General features: G+C 65.0%; 15 protein-coding genes and 1 riboswitch. Of the genes, 7 read left to right on the top strand and 8 right to left on the bottom strand.

The features are described 5' to 3' along the window. Nucleotides 1-37 precede the first annotated feature (37 nt). The 3 genes from LK459_RS11155 to LK459_RS11145 form a co-directional block, all read right to left on the bottom strand. Nucleotides 38-280, bottom strand: a complete 243-nt coding sequence (locus LK459_RS11155) for a hypothetical protein (RefSeq protein ID WP_007239887.1) — start codon at nucleotides 278-280, stop codon at nucleotides 38-40. Beyond that, nucleotides 277-1464: an acyl-CoA dehydrogenase family protein gene (locus LK459_RS11150; RefSeq protein ID WP_007239886.1), complete on the bottom strand. Its 1188-nt coding sequence runs from the start codon at nucleotides 1462-1464 to the stop codon at nucleotides 277-279. Before LK459_RS11150 ends, LK459_RS11155 begins: the two co-directional genes overlap by 4 nt. A gap of 105 nt (nucleotides 1465-1569) precedes the next feature. Continuing rightward, entirely contained in the window at nucleotides 1570-2544 is a 975-nt protein-coding gene (locus LK459_RS11145; protein ID WP_007239885.1) for an alpha/beta hydrolase, read from the bottom strand. 370 nt (nucleotides 2545-2914) lie between these two features. On the opposite strand from LK459_RS11145, the gene LK459_RS11140 reads away from it, so the two are divergent. Then, the gene (locus LK459_RS11140; protein WP_407648777.1) at nucleotides 2915-6847 is read left to right on the top strand and encodes a Pls/PosA family non-ribosomal peptide synthetase; all 3933 of its coding nucleotides are present in this window, start codon (nucleotides 2915-2917) and stop codon (nucleotides 6845-6847) included. A 118-nt stretch (nucleotides 6848-6965) separates the two neighbouring features. On the opposite strand, the gene LK459_RS11135 is transcribed toward LK459_RS11140, so the two are convergent. Then, nucleotides 6966-7541 (bottom strand): HdeD family acid-resistance protein, encoded by a 576-nt coding sequence (locus tag LK459_RS11135; protein WP_007239882.1) that lies wholly within the window; start codon nucleotides 7539-7541, stop codon nucleotides 6966-6968. 117 nt (nucleotides 7542-7658) lie between these two features. Here LK459_RS11135 and LK459_RS11130 point away from each other — a divergent pair, with 117 nt between their 5' ends. Further along, a complete protein-coding gene (locus LK459_RS11130; protein WP_227923387.1) occupies nucleotides 7659-8561 on the top strand; it encodes a thioesterase family protein in 903 nt (300 codons plus the stop codon). A gap of 70 nt (nucleotides 8562-8631) precedes the next feature. Next, a complete protein-coding gene (locus LK459_RS11125) occupies nucleotides 8632-9732 on the top strand; it encodes a DUF4185 domain-containing protein (RefSeq protein ID WP_227923385.1) in 1101 nt (366 codons plus the stop codon). Nucleotides 9733-9835: 103 nt separating this feature from the next. Here LK459_RS11125 and LK459_RS11120 read toward each other — a convergent pair whose 3' ends face one another. From LK459_RS11120 to LK459_RS11110, 3 genes are all read right to left on the bottom strand, one after another. Continuing rightward, the gene (locus tag LK459_RS11120) at nucleotides 9836-10525 is read right to left on the bottom strand and encodes a DUF305 domain-containing protein (RefSeq protein WP_227923383.1); all 690 of its coding nucleotides are present in this window, start codon (nucleotides 10523-10525) and stop codon (nucleotides 9836-9838) included. A gap of 124 nt (nucleotides 10526-10649) precedes the next feature. Beyond that, entirely contained in the window at nucleotides 10650-11081 is a 432-nt protein-coding gene (locus LK459_RS11115) for a hypothetical protein (RefSeq protein ID WP_227923381.1), read from the bottom strand. Between the two features lie 70 nt (nucleotides 11082-11151). Next, nucleotides 11152-12264 (bottom strand): phosphatase PAP2 family protein, encoded by a 1113-nt coding sequence (locus LK459_RS11110; protein ID WP_007239877.1) that lies wholly within the window; start codon nucleotides 12262-12264, stop codon nucleotides 11152-11154. A gap of 286 nt (nucleotides 12265-12550) precedes the next feature. On the opposite strand from LK459_RS11110, the gene LK459_RS11105 reads away from it, so the two are divergent. The 4 genes from LK459_RS11105 (at nucleotide 12551) to LK459_RS11090 (ending at nucleotide 17671) form a co-directional block, all read left to right on the top strand. Continuing rightward, nucleotides 12551-12763 (top strand): hypothetical protein, encoded by a 213-nt coding sequence (locus tag LK459_RS11105; protein ID WP_007239876.1) that lies wholly within the window; start codon nucleotides 12551-12553, stop codon nucleotides 12761-12763. Between the two features lie 72 nt (nucleotides 12764-12835). Further along, nucleotides 12836-13606 carry a deoxyribonuclease IV gene (locus LK459_RS11100; protein ID WP_227923379.1) on the top strand — a complete coding sequence of 257 codons (771 nt, stop codon included), beginning with the start codon at nucleotides 12836-12838 and terminating at the stop codon, nucleotides 13604-13606. Nucleotides 13607-13916: 310 nt separating this feature from the next. Further along, entirely contained in the window at nucleotides 13917-15746 is a 1830-nt protein-coding gene (locus LK459_RS11095; RefSeq protein WP_227923377.1) for an acyl-CoA dehydrogenase, read from the top strand. Nucleotides 15747-15976: 230 nt separating this feature from the next. Further along, a complete protein-coding gene (locus LK459_RS11090; protein ID WP_227923376.1) occupies nucleotides 15977-17671 on the top strand; it encodes a hypothetical protein in 1695 nt (564 codons plus the stop codon). A 42-nt stretch (nucleotides 17672-17713) separates the two neighbouring features. Here LK459_RS11090 and LK459_RS11085 read toward each other — a convergent pair whose 3' ends face one another. After that, nucleotides 17714-18925, bottom strand: a complete 1212-nt coding sequence (locus tag LK459_RS11085; RefSeq protein WP_227923374.1) for a cobalamin-independent methionine synthase II family protein — start codon at nucleotides 18923-18925, stop codon at nucleotides 17714-17716. Between the two features lie 151 nt (nucleotides 18926-19076). Continuing rightward, nucleotides 19077-19217, bottom strand: a riboswitch (cobalamin riboswitch). Nucleotides 19218-19241: the final 24 nt, after the last annotated feature.

The following is a 19241-nucleotide window of genomic DNA, read 5'->3' as shown; positions in this document are numbered from 1 at the left end:
GCGGCCTGCTCAACCAGCGGGACGGGCTGACCGGCGACTAGTCCTCGTCGTCGCGGCGATCCGGAATCGGCGGGGCGAGTTTGGCTTTGCGGAACGTCAACGCCACCATGGCGATGTTCACGACGATGATCACGATTCCGAGCACCACCCAGAGCCACTGCTGATTGTTCCACCAGTTGACGACGAGCAACCCGACGCACACCATCAGCACGACGGACCCGAAGATCACCATGCCGCGCGAGAAACCCTGTGCGGCGCGCTGGAATTGGGGATTGGTCACCGGAAGGCGTCCTGCCCGGTGAGTGCCTTGCCGATCATGAGCTGGTGCATCTCGCTCGTGCCCTCGTAGGTCAGCACCGACTCGAGGTTGTTGGCGTGACGCATGACCGGATACTCCAGCGTGATGCCGTTGGCGCCCAGCAGGGTTCGGCACTCACGAGCGATCGCGATGGCCTCCCGGACGTTGTTGAGTTTGCCGAGGCTGATCTGCTCCGGGGCTATCTTGCCCTCGTCCTTGATGCGTCCGAGCTGGATGGCGAGCAGAAAGGCCTTGCCGACCTCGAGCGCCATGTCGGCGAGCTTGGTCTGACTGATCTGGTACCCCGACAGCGGTTTGTCGAAGACCTCGCGATCGGCGGTGTACGACAGCGCACACTCCAGGCTGTCACGAGCAGCACCGACCGCACCGAACACGATGCCGAAGCGTGCCTCGTTCAGACAGCTCAACGGCCCCTTGAGCCCGGTCACGCCCGGAAGCATCGCCGACGCAGGCAGTCGCATGTCCTCGAAGGAGAGCTCGGCGGTGATCGATGCACGCAGCGAGAGCTTGTGCTTGACGACCATCGAGCGGAAACCCTTGGTGTCGGTCGGGACGACGAAACCGCGCACGCCCCGCGATCCCTCCTCCAGGTCGGTGCGCGCCCAGACGATCGCGACGTCGGCGACGCTGCCGTTGGTGATCCACATCTTGGAGCCGTTGATCACCCAATCGTCACCGTCGCGTTTCGCGACGGTCCGCATGCCCGCCGGGTTGGACCCGAAGTCGGGCTCGGTCAGACCGAAGCAGCCGATGGCGTCGCCCGCTGCCATCCTGGGCAGCCATTCCTCGCGCTGCTCGTCGCTGCCGAATGCGCGGAGCGCGAACATCGCGAGCGACCCCTGCACCGACATGAAGCTGCGCAGACCGGAGTCGACGGCCTCGATCTCGAGGCAGGCCAAGCCGTACTCGGTGGCCGAGGTGCCGGCACACCCGTAGCCCTCCAGGTGCATGCCGAAGAGTCCGAGAGCGCCGAACTCGCGTGCGAGGTCGCGGACGGGCAGTGTGCCGTTCTCGAACCACTCGCCGACGTGCGGACGCAAGCGCTTGGCGCCGAAATCGCGAACGGTGTCGACGATCGCCCGCTCCTGGTCGTTGATCAACCTGTCGAAGCCGAAGAGCTCTCCGACCGTCTTCGTCGCACTCACCGTTGTCCACCACCTGTTTCTCGACGCTGCGCGTGACGTCTCGCGCTTTCATCCACTATGGCAGTTCGCGGATGCGCGCATGTCGACGACCGCGAGTTGGGACCGTCAGCCGACCGCCTTGATGTCGCGATCGGCGTCGGCCTTCGCCTCGCGGACCGCCTGGGTGGTGAATGCGGCGGTCACCTCGACGGCGTGCAGCGTCTCAGCGTGACGCGCGTTCATGATCGGGAAGGCGTGGATCTGCCAGGCGTAGCTGTGTGCGACTGCCTCGACGCCCGCCTCGTCGAGGCGCTCGATGAGTTCGACGACGTCAGCTTCGAGCATCTCGTTCTCGGCCGTGATGATCACCGTCGGCGGGAAGGCGTCGGAGTCGACGTCGGCAGCCTTACGCGCACCCCGTAGCGGAACCGGTCCCCTGTTCAGCAGTGGGACGAGGCGCGCCATCTTCCTCATCGGCAGGTAGGCGTCTGAACGACTGCAGCGGTCGGGGTTGGTGCCGAGATCGAGGTCGAGCAGCGGGGAGAACCCCACTAGAGCAGCGGGCGCGGGCAGTCCTGCTGCTGCCGCGAGCTCGACGACCTTCATCGCCAGGAAGCCACCCGCCGAGTCTCCAGCGACCACCAGCCGCCGGTAGCCGCGGTCGGTGAGCAGTTCTCGGTAGGCGGACAGTGCGTCGTCGGCCGAGGTTCCGACGCCCACCTTCGGCAGCTGTCGGTACTCGAGCGAGAAGACGGGCAGTGCACACGCCTGGGCCAGGCGGGCCACGATCGACCTGTGGGTACCGAGGCCGCCGACGACGAAGGCGCCGCCGTGGAGGTAGAGGATGGCGGTGTCGGAGTCTCGACGAGACGGTCCGCTGGGCATCACGACCTCCGTGGGACGCCCGGCGAGCACCATCTGGTCGCGTACGACGCGCCGCGGTTCCGGCGCACTCGCGAACAGACGGTCGATCAGGAAGAGCCCGGCCATTCCGGGCTTGTTGAGCGGCCACAACGCGAGGGTGGGCTTCAAGAAGACGCGAGTCGCAAACCACAACGGGTACGAGAGCGCGCTGGCCTTTCGGTGATGCACAATTGGCATGCTGTTCCTCCTCACCCCAACCCAACCGCGAGAAAGTGATGCGCGATCAGAATCGTGTGGCGGCGTCGACGGCAACCACGGCCCCAGTCCCCCTGGCTAGTATTCCTGCCGAGAGCCCTCCAACGAGGAGGCTTCCTACAACGTGTTCGGAACCGATGACTGTGAAGCTACACCCGTTTCGGAAGACTTTCGGTCTCGTACCGGGAATTCCGAGCGCGAACTCACCGCTCGCGCGAATCAGAGAGCTAGGACACTCAACACCAGCCATGTCAGCGACACCATGCGATTCGTGTGATCTGTGTGACTCGTGTGCCTCCGATTCTGCTGCGCCCCCGCGCACGCTGGAGTCGTTCCCGCTGCGGCGGTCGGCGTGACCGACACACATCCGGCCACACAGTCGGCCGACACAGGGCTGCCCCATTCCATCCCCGCGGAGTTCCTCCTGTCGGCGCAGGCGGCCCCTCCCCGCACACTGTGCGACATCCTCGACGCCACCACGCAGCGCTATCCCGACGCTCCCGCCATCGACGACGGCGACCAGATCCTGACGTACGCACAGCTCAGCGCGGTGGTTCGTCGGGGTGCCGCCCGGCTGGCACACCTCGGTGTGCGTCGCGGTTCTCGGGTGGGCATCCGGATGCCGTCCGGTTCGCGTGATCTCTACACCGCGATCCTGTCGGTGCTCTACGCCGGCGCGGCGTATGTTCCGGTCGACGCCGACGACCCCGAGGAACGCGCGACGCTGGTGTTCGGCGAGGCGAAGGTCGACGCGATCGCCGACGCCGACGGCATACACGTCACGGCGGAAGCAGACGGCGCCACCTCTTCCGACGACTCCGCGGACGCGAACCGACCCACGCCCGGCGACGACGCGTGGATCATCTTCACGTCGGGGTCGACGGGCACACCCAAGGGCGTCGCGGTGACGCACCGCAATGCTGCGGCCTTCGTCGACGCCGAGGCGTCGATGTTCTGTCGCGACGCACCGCTGGGACCCGGTGACCGGGTCCTCGCGGGATTGTCGGTCGCCTTCGACGCGTCGTGCGAGGAGATGTGGCTGGCATGGCGACATGGGGCATGCCTCGTGCCTGCCCCACGCTCACTGGTCCGCAGTGGCATGGACCTCGGACCGTGGCTCGTCCAGCGCGACATCACCGCCGTCTCGACGGTGCCGACCCTCGCGTCACTGTGGCCACCGGAGGCGCTGGAGGCGGTGCGACTGTTGATCTTCGGCGGCGAAGCGTGCCCACCGGAACTCGCTGATCGACTCGCCGTCGACGGGCGCGAGGTGTGGAACACCTACGGCCCCACCGAGGCAACGGTCGTCGCCTGTGCGTCGCTACTGGGTGGGCCGGGTCCGGTGCGCATCGGATTTCCCCTGCCCGGTTGGGATCTCGCCGTGGTCGGCGCCGATGGAATGCCTGTCGCCGAGGGTGAGACCGGTGAGTTGATCATCGGCGGTGTGGGCCTCGCGCACTATCTGGATCCCGCCAAGGACGCCGAAAAGTACGCGCCCATGCCGACTCTCGGCTGGGAGCGCGCCTACCGCAGTGGCGATCTGGTCCGCCTCGATCGCGACGGCCTGGTGTTCGGCGGTCGCGCCGACGATCAGGTCAAGGTCGGCGGCCGACGGATCGAATTGGGCGAGATCGACAACGCGCTCCAGCACCTGCCCGGCGTGAGCGGCGCCGCCACGGCGGTACGGAAGACGGCAGCGGGCAACAGCGTGCTCGTCGGCTACCTCGTCTCCACCGATGACGACTTCGACGTCGCGAATGCGCACCGACTTCTCGCAGAACAACTTCCCGCACCGATGGTGCCCCGCCTCGCGCTCGTCGAGGAACTGCCCACCAGGACGTCCGGCAAGGTCGACCGCGACGCGCTGCCGTGGCCCCTACCCGGTACCGACAGCTCCGACGACGGCGACGTCGACGACCTCAGCGCCACCGAGGCGTGGTTGGCGGCACGGTGGACGGACGTGCTCGGCGCGACGGTGACGAGCGCCGCGACCGACTTCTTCGCCGAGGGCGGCGGCTCGCTGGCCGCGGCTCAACTGGTGACCGCGCTTCGCGAGCGCTATCCGGAGATCACCGTCGCCGACCTCTACGACCACCCGCGGCTCGGATCGCTCGCGGAGTACCTCGACGGCACCGTCCCCGCGCAGGCCGTCGATCCGCGCGTGGTGAAGCCGACACCTGCCGCGACCGGAATCGCACAGTTGCTGCTGTCGGTGCCGCTGTCGACGCTGACCGGGCTGCAGTGGGCGACCTGGCTCGGGGTGGTCAACAACATCGGCGCGTGGGCCGCATGCCGCCTCGATGTCTCCGTGCCCTGGCTCGTCGAGGTGAACTGGTGGGTCCTGCTCGCCGCGTTCGTCGTCTTCATCACGCCGCCAGGCCGGATGATCGTCGCGGCGCTCGGATCACGCATCCTGCTCGGGGGTGTCGCGTCGGGCACCTACCCGCGCGGCGGCAGCGTGCACATCCGTCTCTGGGTCGCCGAACGTCTCCTCGTCGCCAGCGGCGCCGCCAATCTGTCGGGCGCCCCGTGGATGATCTATCTGGCCCGCGCACTCGGCGCAAAGGTCGGGCGGGGCGTCGACCTGCACACCATTCCCCCGGTCACCGGCAAACTGACGATCGGCGAGGGAGCCTCCGTCGAACCCGAGGTCGACGTCGCGGGCTGGTGGATCGACGGCGACCTCGTGCACATCGGCGAGGTCGTCATCAAACGCGGCGCGACGGTCGGAGCACGATCGACGCTTGCCCCAGGCGCCGTGGTCGGCAAGGACGCCGAGGTCGGTCCCGGCTCGGCCGTGTTCGGTCGCGTCAAGGCCGGACAACACTGGGCCGGTTCGCCCGCCGTCAAGATCGGTAAGGCGACGCACTCGTGGCCCGACCACCGGCCCCGTCGTGCGAGTATCTGGGTGCCGGTCTACGGACTGTCGTCGATGGTGCTCGCAGCGATACCACTGATCTCGCTGGGCGTCGGACTACTCGTCATCGGGACGTGGGCGTTGCATGCCGATCGGTTGCGCGACGTCGCGGTGCGCTCGTTGATCCTGCTCCCCGTCGCTGCCATCGTCAGCCTCGCCGTGTTCGCGGCGATCACCGCGATCCTGGTGCGGGCTATGTCGATCGGCTTGACGAAGGGCTATCACCCGGTTCGTTCCCGTGTGGGGTGGCAGGTCTGGATGACCGAACGTCTGCTGGATTCGGCCCGGACCTACCTGTTTCCGCTCTACGCCGGACTCCTGACGCCGTGGTGGTTCCGCGTCCTGGGCGCGAAGGTCGGCAAGGGAACCGAGATCTCCACCGCCCTCGTGCTCCCCAAGTTCACGTCGATCGCCGACGGCGCCTTCCTCGCCGACGACACGATGGTCGCGTCCTACGAACTCGGCGGCGGGTGGATGCACATCGACGACGTCAAGATCGGCAAGCGCTCGTTCCTGGGCAACTCCGGGATGGCTGCGCCCGGTCGCAAGGTGCCCAAGAACGGTCTGGTCGCCGTGCTGTCGGCTGCACCCGACCGCGCGAAGTCGGGATCGAGTTGGCTCGGCAGCCCACCTATCCGGCTTCGGCGCACAGCAGCCGAGACCGACACGTCTCGGACGTTCGATCCGCCGACGCGTCTCAAGGTCGCCCGAGCGGTGATCGAAACGCTCCGACTGATCCCGGTGATGATCTCGTTCGGCCTGGGAATCTTCATGCTCCTGAGCCTGCAGTACATTGCGCAGCAGGCGAACTACGTGATTGCCGGACTGGTCAGCGGCCTCCTGTTGCTCTTGTGCGGAGCCATCGCGTGTTGCATTGCCGCAGCGGCGAAGTGGGCTGTCGTCGGCCGCATCAAGGTGTCGGAGCATCCGCTCTGGAGTTCGTTCGTCTGGCGCAACGAACTCTCCGACGCTTTCGTGGAAACCGTTGCGGCGCCCTGGTTCGCCAACGCGGCAACCGGAACCCCGATACTCAACGTGTGGCTTCGTCTGCTCGGCGCCCGGATCGGCAAGGGGGTCTGGTGCGAAACCTACTGGCTCCCCGAGGCCGACCTGGTGACTCTCGGTGCCGGTGCGACAGTCGAACGCGGTTGCGTCGTACAGACACACCTCTTCCATGACCGTGTGATGGCCATCGACCGCGTGGTCCTCGCCGACGGTGCGACGCTCGGCCCGCACTGTGTCGCGCTCCCCGCGTCGGGTCTCGGCGAATCAGCAACCGTGGGTCCGGCGTCGCTGGTCATGCGCGGCGATGTCGTTCCCGCGCACACCAGGTGGCAGGGCAATCCGATCGCGCCCTGGCACGACTGAACGGACGCCACCGAGCGAACAGCAACGTCCGACGCCCCGCCCGGCGCTCCGTCCAGCCACGAAAAAGGCGGTGGCCCCCGTATCGGGGAGCCACCGCCTCACGACGGAACGGGCGGGGTCAGACCGCCGGCTGGTCGGAGACCTTCTTGGGCAGATTGAACAGTGTGACGACCGAGATCACGATGAGCATGATTCCCGCGACCCAGACAAGCACGCTCAGCGCCCACATCGACGAGCCGATCAACAGCACGAGTCCTGCAAGGATCGAGATGACGCCGGTCAGGATCAGGTACCAGGTGGGTGCGTGCGCGGTCTTGGAGAAAGCCGTGACCAGATCACCGATGCCGTCGAAGAGCCATGCGAAACCGATGAACAACGCGAGGAACCACACGGCGTTCGCCGGACTGAACAGGGCGATGATGCCCATGATCAGCACCAGCAGGCCGAGTATGCCGGTGAGGACCCGCCAACCCGTGCCGAGCATCTTGGCCGAGAACGCCACGTAGATGCGGAACAGGCCCGCGACGATGAGCGCGATACCGAAGAGAACTGCGAGCACCACCACCGTCGCCGACGGCCAGACGACCGCGATGATGCCGAGCACGATGCCGATGATCGATGTCACGATCATCGCTGTCCGAATGGAGCCGATCAATTCGTCGGGAATCTGTTTCGCATACGGCGCAAAGGTCATGCGCTCAGACTATCCCCGCGATGGGCACTTTGACGGGATTAAGACACAACTGCGCACAAAACGCGTTGTCGGGGGCCGGTTCCGAGGACTCGTACGCTTCCGGGTAAGAGTTGGTTCGTGTCGAAAACCAGTGCATTCTTCACCCCGGGCGGTTCCGATTCGGTCTCCGACGAGGGATCTGCGATTCCCACCGGATACGCGGAGAGTCTCTGGGCGCCCGGCACACTCAACGGTCCGGCGGTGTGCGCGCTCGCAGCACATCGGGTCGAGCGACGATTCGGCGAGGACGGCTTCCGCCCCGCGCGATTCACGATCGACATGTTCAAGGTCGCCCGCGAGGTGCCGACGTTCACCCGAGGCAGACTCGTCCGCGCGGGTGGACGGATACGCGCCGCGGAGATCGACGTGGTGCAGCGGACCGACCCCGACCCCGGATCCGGTTCGCAGGACGAAGTTCTCGTCGCCCGCGCGACGGCGGTCTTCCTGCGGCCATCGCAGAATCCGCCGGGCGACCGTTGGCAACGACCGGCGGACGCCGTGACGTTTCGACCTCCCACCGAGGACATCGGCGATTCCGACGTCATGTCCCGATTCTCGTCGGAGGTCGCAGGGCCGGAGTCGGAACCCGTGTGGAACACCGACATGGGCGAGCACCAGAACGGCAGACGAAAACGCCTGTGGTCCCACCCGCTACCCACGATCGACGGTGAGACGACGACGCCGTTCGTGAGGGCCGTGACCGGAGCCGAGTCGACCAGCCTCATCACGAACTGGGGGTCGACGGGCATCGGTTTCATCAACTGCGACCTGACCGTCGAGCTCGCACGGCTGCCCGTGGGCGAGTGGGTCGGCGTCGAGGCGGACAGCCACATCGAACATGGCGGACTCTCCGTCGGCACCGCCGGATTGTTTGATTCGCACGGAATGTTCGGCATGGGAATTGTGACCGCGGTGAACAATGCTGCCGCAGAGATCGATTTCACGAGCGTCGACCTCACCGATCGGTATCGCGAGGCATAGCCGCGAATCAATTCGCACAATCGTCGAATAACGCCGCGAGATAACCATCAGGTGTTGATAGGGTCACGGCATGCCGTGGTCCTGGCGGGGGCGAAAGGCGAGCGTGGGGGCGCGTCGAAAACTCACGTCGTCACTCGTCGGTGTGGCCGCCACGGCACTCGTACTCGGCACCGTGACCTCGCCGCACGCCTCTGCACAGACATACGCGGCGGGCGCTGCTTCGATGGTTGCTCGACTGACCGGTCCGGGATCGATCAACGACACTCCCGGCCGCTACAACATCTACGGCACCGACCTCGGCACCATGTGGGACAACGGCAGAGGTGAGATTCTCGCCGCATTCGGCGACACCCAGACCTTCAACGGCTGGTCGTTGCTCTACGGACAGCTCTACTACTGGCAGTCCAACGCGCTACTGCGCAGCACCGATCACGATCTGGCCGACGGTATGGCGTTCACCGGCCACGCCGGTCCGCCGCGACAGGCCAAGCGACTGTTGAAACCCGACCTCCGCAAAGAGATCACGATCATCCCGACCGCGGGGGTCGCCGCCAACGGCAAGCAGTACATGAGCGTGATGTCGGTGCGGCACTGGGGACAGCCCGGCGTCTGGTACACCAATTGGTCGGGGCTCGTCGCGTCCGACGACAACGGGAACAATTGGCACGCGCTCAATGCCTTTCGCCCCAACGGCGGCGGCAACAAGAAATTCCAGATGGCCGCCTTCCTCAAAGTCGGCGACACCGTCTACACCTACGGCACCCCCGACGGTCGTTTCGGCGCGGTGTATCTCGCACGCGTGAACGCCAGGGACATCGAGAACCTGGGCGCCTACGACTATTTCTCGTACGGCAACTGGGTGCGGAACGATCCGTCGGCAGCAACGCCTGTGATGGGCGCGCCGACAGGCGAGATGTCGGTGGCCTACAACAGTTATCTCGGACGGTTCGTGTCACTGGGCCAGAGCGACAACGGCGTGGTGATGCGCACCGCCGACAATCCCGCGGGACCATGGACCCCGGGGGAACTCGTCGTGCCGATGAACAATCCACCGACGGGATACGCACCCTTCATCCACCCCTGGTCGCAGGGCAGCACACTGTATTTCACGTACTCGGTGTCCGTTGGCTATCAGGTTTACCTGATGCGCCTGCCGCTGCGCCGCGACTGACGGGCAAGGCGCGACTGACGCGGGCGAGGCGCGACTGACGGGCGAGGGTCCGCGAGCGCTGCACACCCGCCGACCCTCGACCCGGCTCACCAACGCGGCAGCATCACTGTCCGAGCATCGAGCGCATGCGGTCGATCTCGGTCTGCTGCGTCTTCTTGATCTGCTCCGCCAGCGCACGTGATCCCGGGTCGACCCCGTCGGCGAGTTCGGTGTCCGCCATGTCGATCGCACCCTGATGGTGGGAGATCATGCCCTGCAGCCACAGCCTGTCGAATTCTGCCCCACGGGCATTCTCGATGGCCGTCATGTCCTGGTCCGACATCATTCCCGACATTCCCATCGTCCCGTGCGCCGTGGAACCGGAAGCCATCGAACCGTGTTGCTGTGACCCGTGCTCCTGCGCACCCGCGTTCACATCCGGGGATACTCCCCACGACTCCAATCTCTGTGTCATCTGGTCGATCTCGGGTTGCTGGGCATTCTTGATCTGGCCGGCCAACTCGCGGACGGCGACGTTGTCGGTGCGTGACGGCACGAGGTCGGCCATGGCGACGGCCTGCTGATGGTGCGGGATCATCATCTGGTTGAAACTGACGTCGGCGGCGTTGTGCGCCGCCGCCTCGGCCGAGCTACCGGCCGTCGATTCCCCGCTCGTCTTCACTTGGCTCGAGGCGACCGCCTGGCTCGTCGACGACGCGCTCTCGGAGGTCGAGCATCCCGCGAGCGCGATGAGAGCTGCGGCGGCACCGCATGCGGAGAGCAGGCCGGTGCGACGAATGGTGTTGCTGGACATCGATGAATTCCTTGTCTGGGTGGTGATCTGCTGGTGGACCGGATACGTGGCACATGAGTGCGGCACCCGTATCCGGACACGACGACACGCGGTTCCGGTTCGAGCGGAACCCGACGTCGCCGACTCAGCAGCGGATCACCCCAAGCCGAAGGTGATCGCGGATCGCCCACGGCGGCGGCCGACCGAGTGTGCGCACTCCGGGACTGACGAGCGCGGCCATCGCGAACAGCAGCATCGCGAACACCAGGAGCGGCAGAACGGCCGGCTCGATGGCCGGGAAATCGATGGCACGCAAAGAGACACAGTGATGCCCGAGTACTGCGCAGTGGTCGCCCGAGGACATGTGCGCAGGGTCGTCGGTCGATGCGGTCATCTGCATACCCGTGTGCGCGGGTGGCATCGGGTGGGCAACTCGTGGGTGTACCGGTCCGAGCAGTGCGTGCATCGCGACAACAGCCGGAACGAGCAGCCCGACGAGCAGCAACCGCACGCGACCAGCCGTCGAGAGTCGTGTGAACTGTCGACGGCCATACGCTCGTCGACGCGAACCGGCCACGGACTCGAGATTACCGGGGCAACCGATCACCGACGCGACGACGACCCGTCAGTGGTCGATGCCGGGGAGGTCAGGCGCCTGCCGCGCCGAGGTCTGCGTCGTCGGACTGCAGAGCCTCCTGCTCCGCGGCTCGTCGACGCTGCCGCGGCAGGATGAACCGACGATCGACCAGCACGTAGACGGCGATCACGAACGCGGCGAGCGCCCATCCGAGCAGGACGTCGAAGACGTAGTGCTCGGCCGTGTAGACGAGTGTGAAGGCCATCGCGAACGCGTAACCCATGAACAGTGTTTTGCCCAGCGCCTTGACCCGGGGCCACATGAACAGCGCCAACAGCATGGTCAGCCCGGCATGGAGCGACGGGATCGCGGCAACCAGGTTGGCTTTACCCTGCCCGATCTCGATCAGACTCGACGCGACATGGATGTTCAGGTACTCCCAGCCGCGGGCCGAGATGCGCTCGACGTAGGGTTGCGCGCCGGGATGGCTCGGATCGGTGGTGCCGAGGATGCCGCCGGGCGTCGTCGCCTGCGGTGTCGTCATGCACTCGGCTTCACGCGGACCCTCCGCGACCTCCGCCGATGTGCAGCGCGCAGCGGCCCAGGGCGGCGCCGCGGGTACCAGCGTGTATCCGACGAGGCCGAGGAACGTCGCCGCGACGAAACATGCCGCGAACCGTCGCCACGACGACCTGTCACGCAGCCACAGCACCGCGGCTACCGCGTAGGGCACGACGAAGTACGACATGTACACGACGCTGGTGATGATCTCCCACCACGGAGCAGACGCCTCTTTCAGATGACCCTGGAGCCACACCGTCGGAACCACACCGAACAGCGCATGGTCGACGTCGGCGGCGAGATGCCAGTGTGTCGGCATGTCGACGATCCGCGCGACGTCGCGTGTCCAGTCGTAGAGGATCAGGATGAGCGCGAACGGCGCCCAGTCGATGATCACGGTGATCGCACGGCGTCGACCGATCGTCGCCGCGAACAGGCCAAGGCACAGCAGGACGATCAGTCGGGTGCGATCGAAGGCCAACCCGTACACGGAGAACTCGTAGATCATGAACGCGATCCACGCCGTGATCGCTATCCGACGGACGAGCGTCAGATCCCGACGCTTCTCCGGCTCCGGCTCCAACTCCGCTGCGTCAGCGAGATCGTCGAGAACCGGCGCCATGGTCGGCGGTTCGTCGGAACCGTCGTCACCTGCACCTCGCACCGGGGGTCGTACGGTGTCATCCACGCTCAAGCGGGTAATCCTCAAATCTCACAAGTCGAACGTGAACACGACACGGCCGACGAACACGATGAGAGCTGGTCCCACCCTTAACTGTTTGTCAGCCTAGTGAACACCACACGGTTGCGTGGTGTTTGCCATCCGTTGTCAGGGCATCCACAGCCAGAACTTCCTAGACTGGTGATGCGCATCACAGAGATGCGGCGCTCCGACGTCGGGAGGTTCCATGCCCAACCGTTTTCTCCGCTACGGCGATCAGCGCTACCTGATCACCAAGGAGGCAGAGGCCCGACTGAACCGCGCCCTCGACAGCGTCTACGAGCGGGGTTCCGGACACGAGTGGCTGCATCTCTACCGCGACACCGAAGCGCCCTGCCGATTGCTGATCGCCAGCGGAGTACCGATCACCATCGAGACCGAGCCCGGACTCGGCGACTGACAACGCAGACGGTCAGTCGCCCGACGGTCACCGGTCCGTGGCGCGTCGGAGGGTGTCACTATCGTTGTGGCCATGCGCATCGGAGCCCATCTGCGAGAAGACGCCCAGCCGCTCGAGACCGCCGAAGAACTCGACATCGACGTCTTCCAGATGTTCGTCACCGATCCGCAGAGTTGGAAGAAACCGCAACCACATCCAGAGGCCGAGCGGATCCGCGAGTCACCTATCGACGTCGTGGTCCACTCGAGCTACCAGATCAACGTCGCGAGTCTGAACAACCGGCTGCGTATGCCCTCGCGTAAGGCAGTCGAGCAACAGGCCGACGCCGCAGCCGAGTTGGGAGCGATCGGGCTCGTCGTCCACGGCGGTCACCTGCGCGACGGCGAGGACTCCGCTGAGGGATTTGCCAACTGGCGCAAACTCTTCGACCGCCAGCAGGACAAGGGCGGCTTCGGCGTGCCGATCTTCATCGAGAACACCGCGGGCGGCGATCACGCGATGGCACGGACGCTGGAGGCCATCGACCGACTGTGGGATGCCGTCGGCGACTTCGAGCAGGCCGGGTTCTGTCTCGACACCTGTCACGCCTGGGCGGGCGGTGAGGACCTCGTGGGTCTGGTCGAGCGCGTACGCGCCATCACGGGCCGCATCGATCTCGTCCACCTCAACAACTCGCGTGACGAGTTCGACTCGGGCCGTGACAGGCACGCGAATCTGGAGTCCGGCCACATCGATCCCGACGTCCTCGTCGAGGTGGCCCGTATCGCCGACGCGCCACTGATCCTCGAGACGCCGGCCGACGGCATTCCCGCCGACCTGTCCTATCTGCGCAAAGAGCTCTGAACCGGTCATCCTTCGGGATCCGGGACGTCCGACTCGACCAGAGTTCACTGCAGCGAACCCCACGCTTGCAATTGCGAGCACGCTCACATGCCGTGCGGTTGTGAGTGTGTGCGGCCACGCGGTAAACTGGGGTTACTGGCGAGTAACTTGGCGTTCGCGTCAACTTCGAAACACACACGATTTCCTCGCAGCGACTCTCGTCGCGGCAGGACTTTGCGGTGGATGAGGTTCTCCGACGCTCCGTCGATGCCCGCCCGAAGTTCGTCAGCCCGCGGCACAACAAGCCAGGTCTACTAGAAGGAACCAGACAATGGGTCATTACAAGAGCAACATGCGCGACCTGCAGTTCAACCTCTTCGATGTGTTCGAACTCGACAAGGTCCTCGAATCCGAAGAGTTCGCCGATCTCGACCACGAGACCGCTGTCGACATGCTCCGCGAGGTGAAGAACCTGTCCGAGGGCGTGATCGCGGAGTCGTTCGCCGAGGGCGACCGCAATCCCCCCACCTTCGATCCGGAGACGCACAGCGTCACGATCCCCGAAGCGTTCAAGAAGTCCTACAACGCCTACATCGAGGCTGGCTGGGACAAGGTCGGTCTGCACGAGGATCTCGGCGGCATGCCGGCTCCCCGCACGCTCTACTGGGCACTCGCCGAGATGGTCCTGGGCGCCAATCCCGCGCTGTTCATGTACTCGGCGGGCGCGGGCTTCTCCGAGATCTTCTACGACAACGCCACCGACGAGCAGAAGAAGTGGGCGCAGATCTGTGCCGAGCGCGGTTGGGGCGCCACCATGGTGCTGACCGAGCCCGACGCGGGTTCCGACGTCGGCGCGGGCCGTACCAAGGCAACGCAGCAGGGGGACGGCTCCTGGCACATCGACGGTGTGAAGCGCTTCATCACCTCCGGTGACCAGGACATGACCGAGAACATCTTCCACCTCGTGCTCGCCCGTCCCGAGGGTGCCGGACCCGGCACCAAGGGGCTGTCGCTGTTCTTCGTACCGAAGTTCCACTTCGACCACGAGACCGGTGAACTCGGCGAGCGCAACGGTGTCTTCGTCACCAACGTCGAGCACAAGATGGGCCTGAAGGTCTCCGCGACCTGCGAGGTCACCTTCGGTCAGCACGGCGTTCCCGCCAAGGGCTGGCTCGTCGGCGAGGTGCACAAGGGTATTGCGCAGATGTTCGACGTCATCGAGCACGCGCGAATGATGGTGGGCACCAAGGCCATTTCGACGCTGTCGACGGGTTACCTGAACGCACTCGACTACGCCAAGGAGCGTGTCCAGGGCGCCGACATGACCCAGATGACCGACAAGACCGCGCCGCGCGTGACGATCACGCACCACCCGGACGTGCGTCGTGCACTGATGACCCAGAAGGCATACGCCGAGGGTCTGCGCGCTGTGTACCTCTACACCGCGTCGCATCAGGACGAGGCCGCAGCGAAGATCGTGTCGGGCGCTGACGCGGAGACCGCACATCGGGTCAACGACCTGCTGCTCCCGATCGTCAAGGGCGTCGGCTCCGAGCGTGCGTACGGCACGCTCACCGAGTCCCTGCAAACCTACGGCGGCTCCGGCTTCCTGCAGGACTACCCGGTCGAGCAGTACATCCGCGACTCGAAGATCGACTCTCTCTACGAGGGCACCACGGCCATCCAGGCGCAGGACTTCTTCTTCCGCAAGATCATCCGCGACAAGGGCCAGGCCCTCGCACACGTCGCCGGTCAGATCCAGTCGTTCATCGACTCGGAGGCGGGCAACGGTCGACTCAAGACCGAGCGTGCCCTGCTGAAGACCGCTCTCGAGGACGTGCAGTCGATGACCGCTACGCTGACCGGCTACCTGATGGGCGCCCAGGAGGACTCGACGCAACTCTACAAGGTCGGCCTCGGTTCGGTGCGCTACCTCATGGCCGTCGGCGACCTGCTGATCGGGTGGCTGCTGCTCAAGCAGGCCGAGGTCGCGCTCGGCAAGCTCGATGCGGGCGACGACGCCGACAAGGCCTTCTACGAGGGCAAGATCGCCGTGGCGAGCTTCTTCGCGAAGAACATGCTGCCGCTGCTGACCTCGGTGCGCAGCGTCGTGGAGAACATCGACAACGACGTCATGGAGCTCGACGAAGCGGCGTTCTGATCCGCTGATCTATTCGACAAAGGCGGCCCCGCAACCCTACTCGGTTGCGGGGCCGCATTTGTCGAATCACGGTGTGAACACCGGAGGACAATAACTGAACACCGAAGGGCATACGCGCCCGATGTGAACGTCAGCGGATTTCCGTAACCGCAAACAACAACGGTGGAAATGAATATAGTGACATCGACAGTGCACGATCCCACTCATTCCGAGACTCGGAGACCACCGCGATGTCGAAGAGCTTCTACCGTGTATCGCTTGGACTGATCATTGCGGCGGCGCTCGCCATGGGACTGTCCCCGAGTGCACATGCCGACGAACGGCTCCCCATCGGCGTCCTACCGAAACCGGTCAGCTGCGCCTGGTTGACGTTTCCCGGACGTGCGGGCGCGTGGCCGGTTCCACTCCACGCGCCGAATCCCGGAATCGGGCTACTGACAATGCCGCGTGCCAACGACCGTGTACAGCGCGCTCTTCCACCGAGAATCCATCTACGGACGGACAAGGCGGGATTCAACTCGATCTGGCAGTACGCGCTTTTCGGCGGTAACCTCTACGCGAAATCTGCCAAGACACAGGGAGATTGGCGGATCGCGCCAGTTCCTCAGTGTTTACAGGGGCAGATGACCGGCTTGTCCGTCGACGGGAGTCGTCTCGTCGTTCTGGTGTACGGCGGCCGAATCGCCACCTTGGAATCAGCCGACGAGACACCTGAACTATGGTGGTGGACCACACGATTCGGTTCGCCGATCTGGCTCAACCCCGCCGGCAACAAGGTTCGACCCGACCAACGTGCATGGAGCTTTTCGTGGCTCGATCCGATCTACACATCGGTGATCCCTTTCCGCCAGGAGGCGACGTGGACAGACAGCGCGGGCCACAAGCAGCCTGTCGGTGGCGCAGGCGTCACAACTGTCTACACACTGTCCAAGAACGGTAACCGGATCCACATCCTCGATCCATGGTTGCCCGGCGCCGACCCGCTCAAACCCAGCGACAAGCGCTTCTCCGACGACTACAGCTACGAGATGCTGGGTCCGCTCGACGGACGGTTCGTATCGCGCAACCTGTCGTCGTCGGGTTCGACGACCTTCGTGATCAACGACTACGGCGACATGTACACACGCCTGTGGGATTTCGACATCTCGGGAGCTGACACCCTCTTCTTCTCCTACACCCCGCAAGACCAGGGAAAGCTACAGGGGGCTCCGAACAATTTCGAGGGCTTCTTCGCACAGTATCCATTCCTGCGCAGCGTTTTCCCGCAGGCCTACGCCAAGTTCCAACTACCTCCACCCGCCTGGGTCCGGCAACCGAAGGTGCCCGGCGAGATCACGTCGACCATCACCATCCGGCAAACCGGATTCTCGTCGGACAAGCGCGAACTCCGTGTCGAGGGACGACGGAACGGGCAGAACGGATACTGGTACAAGCCGATAGACCCGACCACGTCGTGGTCGTTCGCGCCGGTCAACGGCTACTCACTCGCGCGCCCCCTACTCGACAACCGGACGGGAGACACGAGCTCGCTCACGCTGGTTCCCGGCGCCGACGTGAACTACCGATACACCGACAGGTCGGGATGGACGCTGACGACGCGCAATTTCGACTACGCAACCGACACCGCTGACTACGACCTCTGCGTCGACGGCACGTGCGCCAGCATCATCGGCTACCTCGCACCGACGCCGCGGCCCGGTTGGACACCTGAGGGACTGACCTCGTATCAGCGTCTCTACCAGGGGATGCTGGTGCTCGACAGCAAGGACCGTCAACGTGTCGACGCGAATCCGCGGTTGCGCGCAGCAGTTCGTTCACTCATTCCCAATCAACGCATGGAGAACATCATCGCCACCGCGAACACGTCTCGGATGACGGTGTTCACCCTGGACCGAAAGATGGTGGAAATGCCGAGATTCCGATGAGCTGGCGCGACGAGGAGTAGTCAGGCCCCACTGATCGGCAGCTCAGGTCAGCCGGGCAGACGCCAACTCCGCGCCGCGCGTGAGGCTTTCGAGCTTGGCCCACGCTATCTGCGGATGGATACGACCGCCGAGTCCGCAGTCGGTCGATGCGACGACGTTCTCCGGTCCGACCAGCGTCGCGAAACGTTCGATCCGGTCAGCGACGAGTTCGGGGTGCTCGACCACGTTGGTTGCGTGACTGACGACGCCCGGTGCGATCTTCTTCCCGTCGGGGAGTGTGACATCGCGCCAGATCTTCCACTCGTGCTCGTGTCTGGCGTTGGCACCCTCGAATGAGTATGTGCCCGCGTTGATCTCGAGCATGAGGTCGACGAGGTGACGGAACTCCAGGTCGGTGGTGTGCGGCCCGTGCCAGCTTACCCAGCACAGGTGGAAGCGCACCTGCTCGGCCGGAAAACCCCGCAACGCATGATTGAGCGCCTCGACGCGGATGCGGGTGAATGCGAGATAGTCCTCGATCGTCGGTTCCGGGTTGATCTGATCCCAGTTCTCCGCGATCGACGGATCGTCGATCTGAAGGATGAGGCCTGCGTCGATGATCGCCTTGTATTCCTCACGCATGGCGTCGGCACAGGCCCAGATGAACTCTTCTTCGGTCGAGTAGTAGTCGTTGCCGATTCGCGATGCCGAGCCAGGCGAGAGCGATGTGATGAATCCGGTCTTCTGATCCGATTCGGCAAGCGCCGCTGTGAAATTCGCGATATCGGCTGCGATCGCGTCGTGACCTGTATAGGTGACCGGACCGGTAGCAGTCGGGAACAGTGCTCCGCGCTCTCCTACTGCGATGCCGCTTTCCGGATCGTGATAGGCGTCGGCGAAGATCGTCCAGTCACGACGATCCGGAAAGGTGGTGAGCCTGACGTGGCCCGGCGTCGAACGTTTCGGTTCGTCGGCGAAGGGGCCGCCGTCGGTCAGTTCGAGGCCACCGAGCCGGTTGAACGAATACGACCACCAGGCACCGTAATCGACGTTGCTGGACATCGATTTCCCGTATTCGCCGTCGCCGGGGATCGTGATCCCGAGGTCGACCTGGCGCTTCACCAGTGCGGCGACCTCGTCGGCGAGCAGCGACTCGAAGTCTGCGCTCGTGTGGAGTTCGAGTCCGTCGGCTGACTCCTGGCGTGCCTTGTTGGCATCGACGAGTCGCTTCGTGCGGGGAAGACTCCCTGCCTGGGACGTGGCTATACCAGTCATCGGGATACTGCACACTTTCGATCGGTTCGGATGGCGTCCGCCCTACGACCACGTGTGCACGCCCACGAACTCTTCTGCGCAAGAGCCCCACCCAAACCGGGTAGTCGGAGTGCCGCGCGCTCATCCTCGAGGCGGACAGACCGCCGGATACGGCGTATCCGGCACAGCGGCAGGTGATCGGACTCGTCGACGCGCGGGGCGTCAACTCACCGTTGCGGGACAGTCCCGGACTCGCACCGGGTTCCCCTCGACACATTGTGGTGTCTCGTCGTCCGCCCACACGTCGGGGCTCCACACGGCGGGACGGACGAACCGA

The sequence above is a fragment of the Gordonia otitidis genome, assembly GCF_020735545.1.
Lineage (GTDB): Bacteria > Actinomycetota > Actinomycetes > Mycobacteriales > Mycobacteriaceae > Gordonia > Gordonia otitidis.
This window is presented reverse-complemented; position numbering and strand designations above follow the sequence as displayed.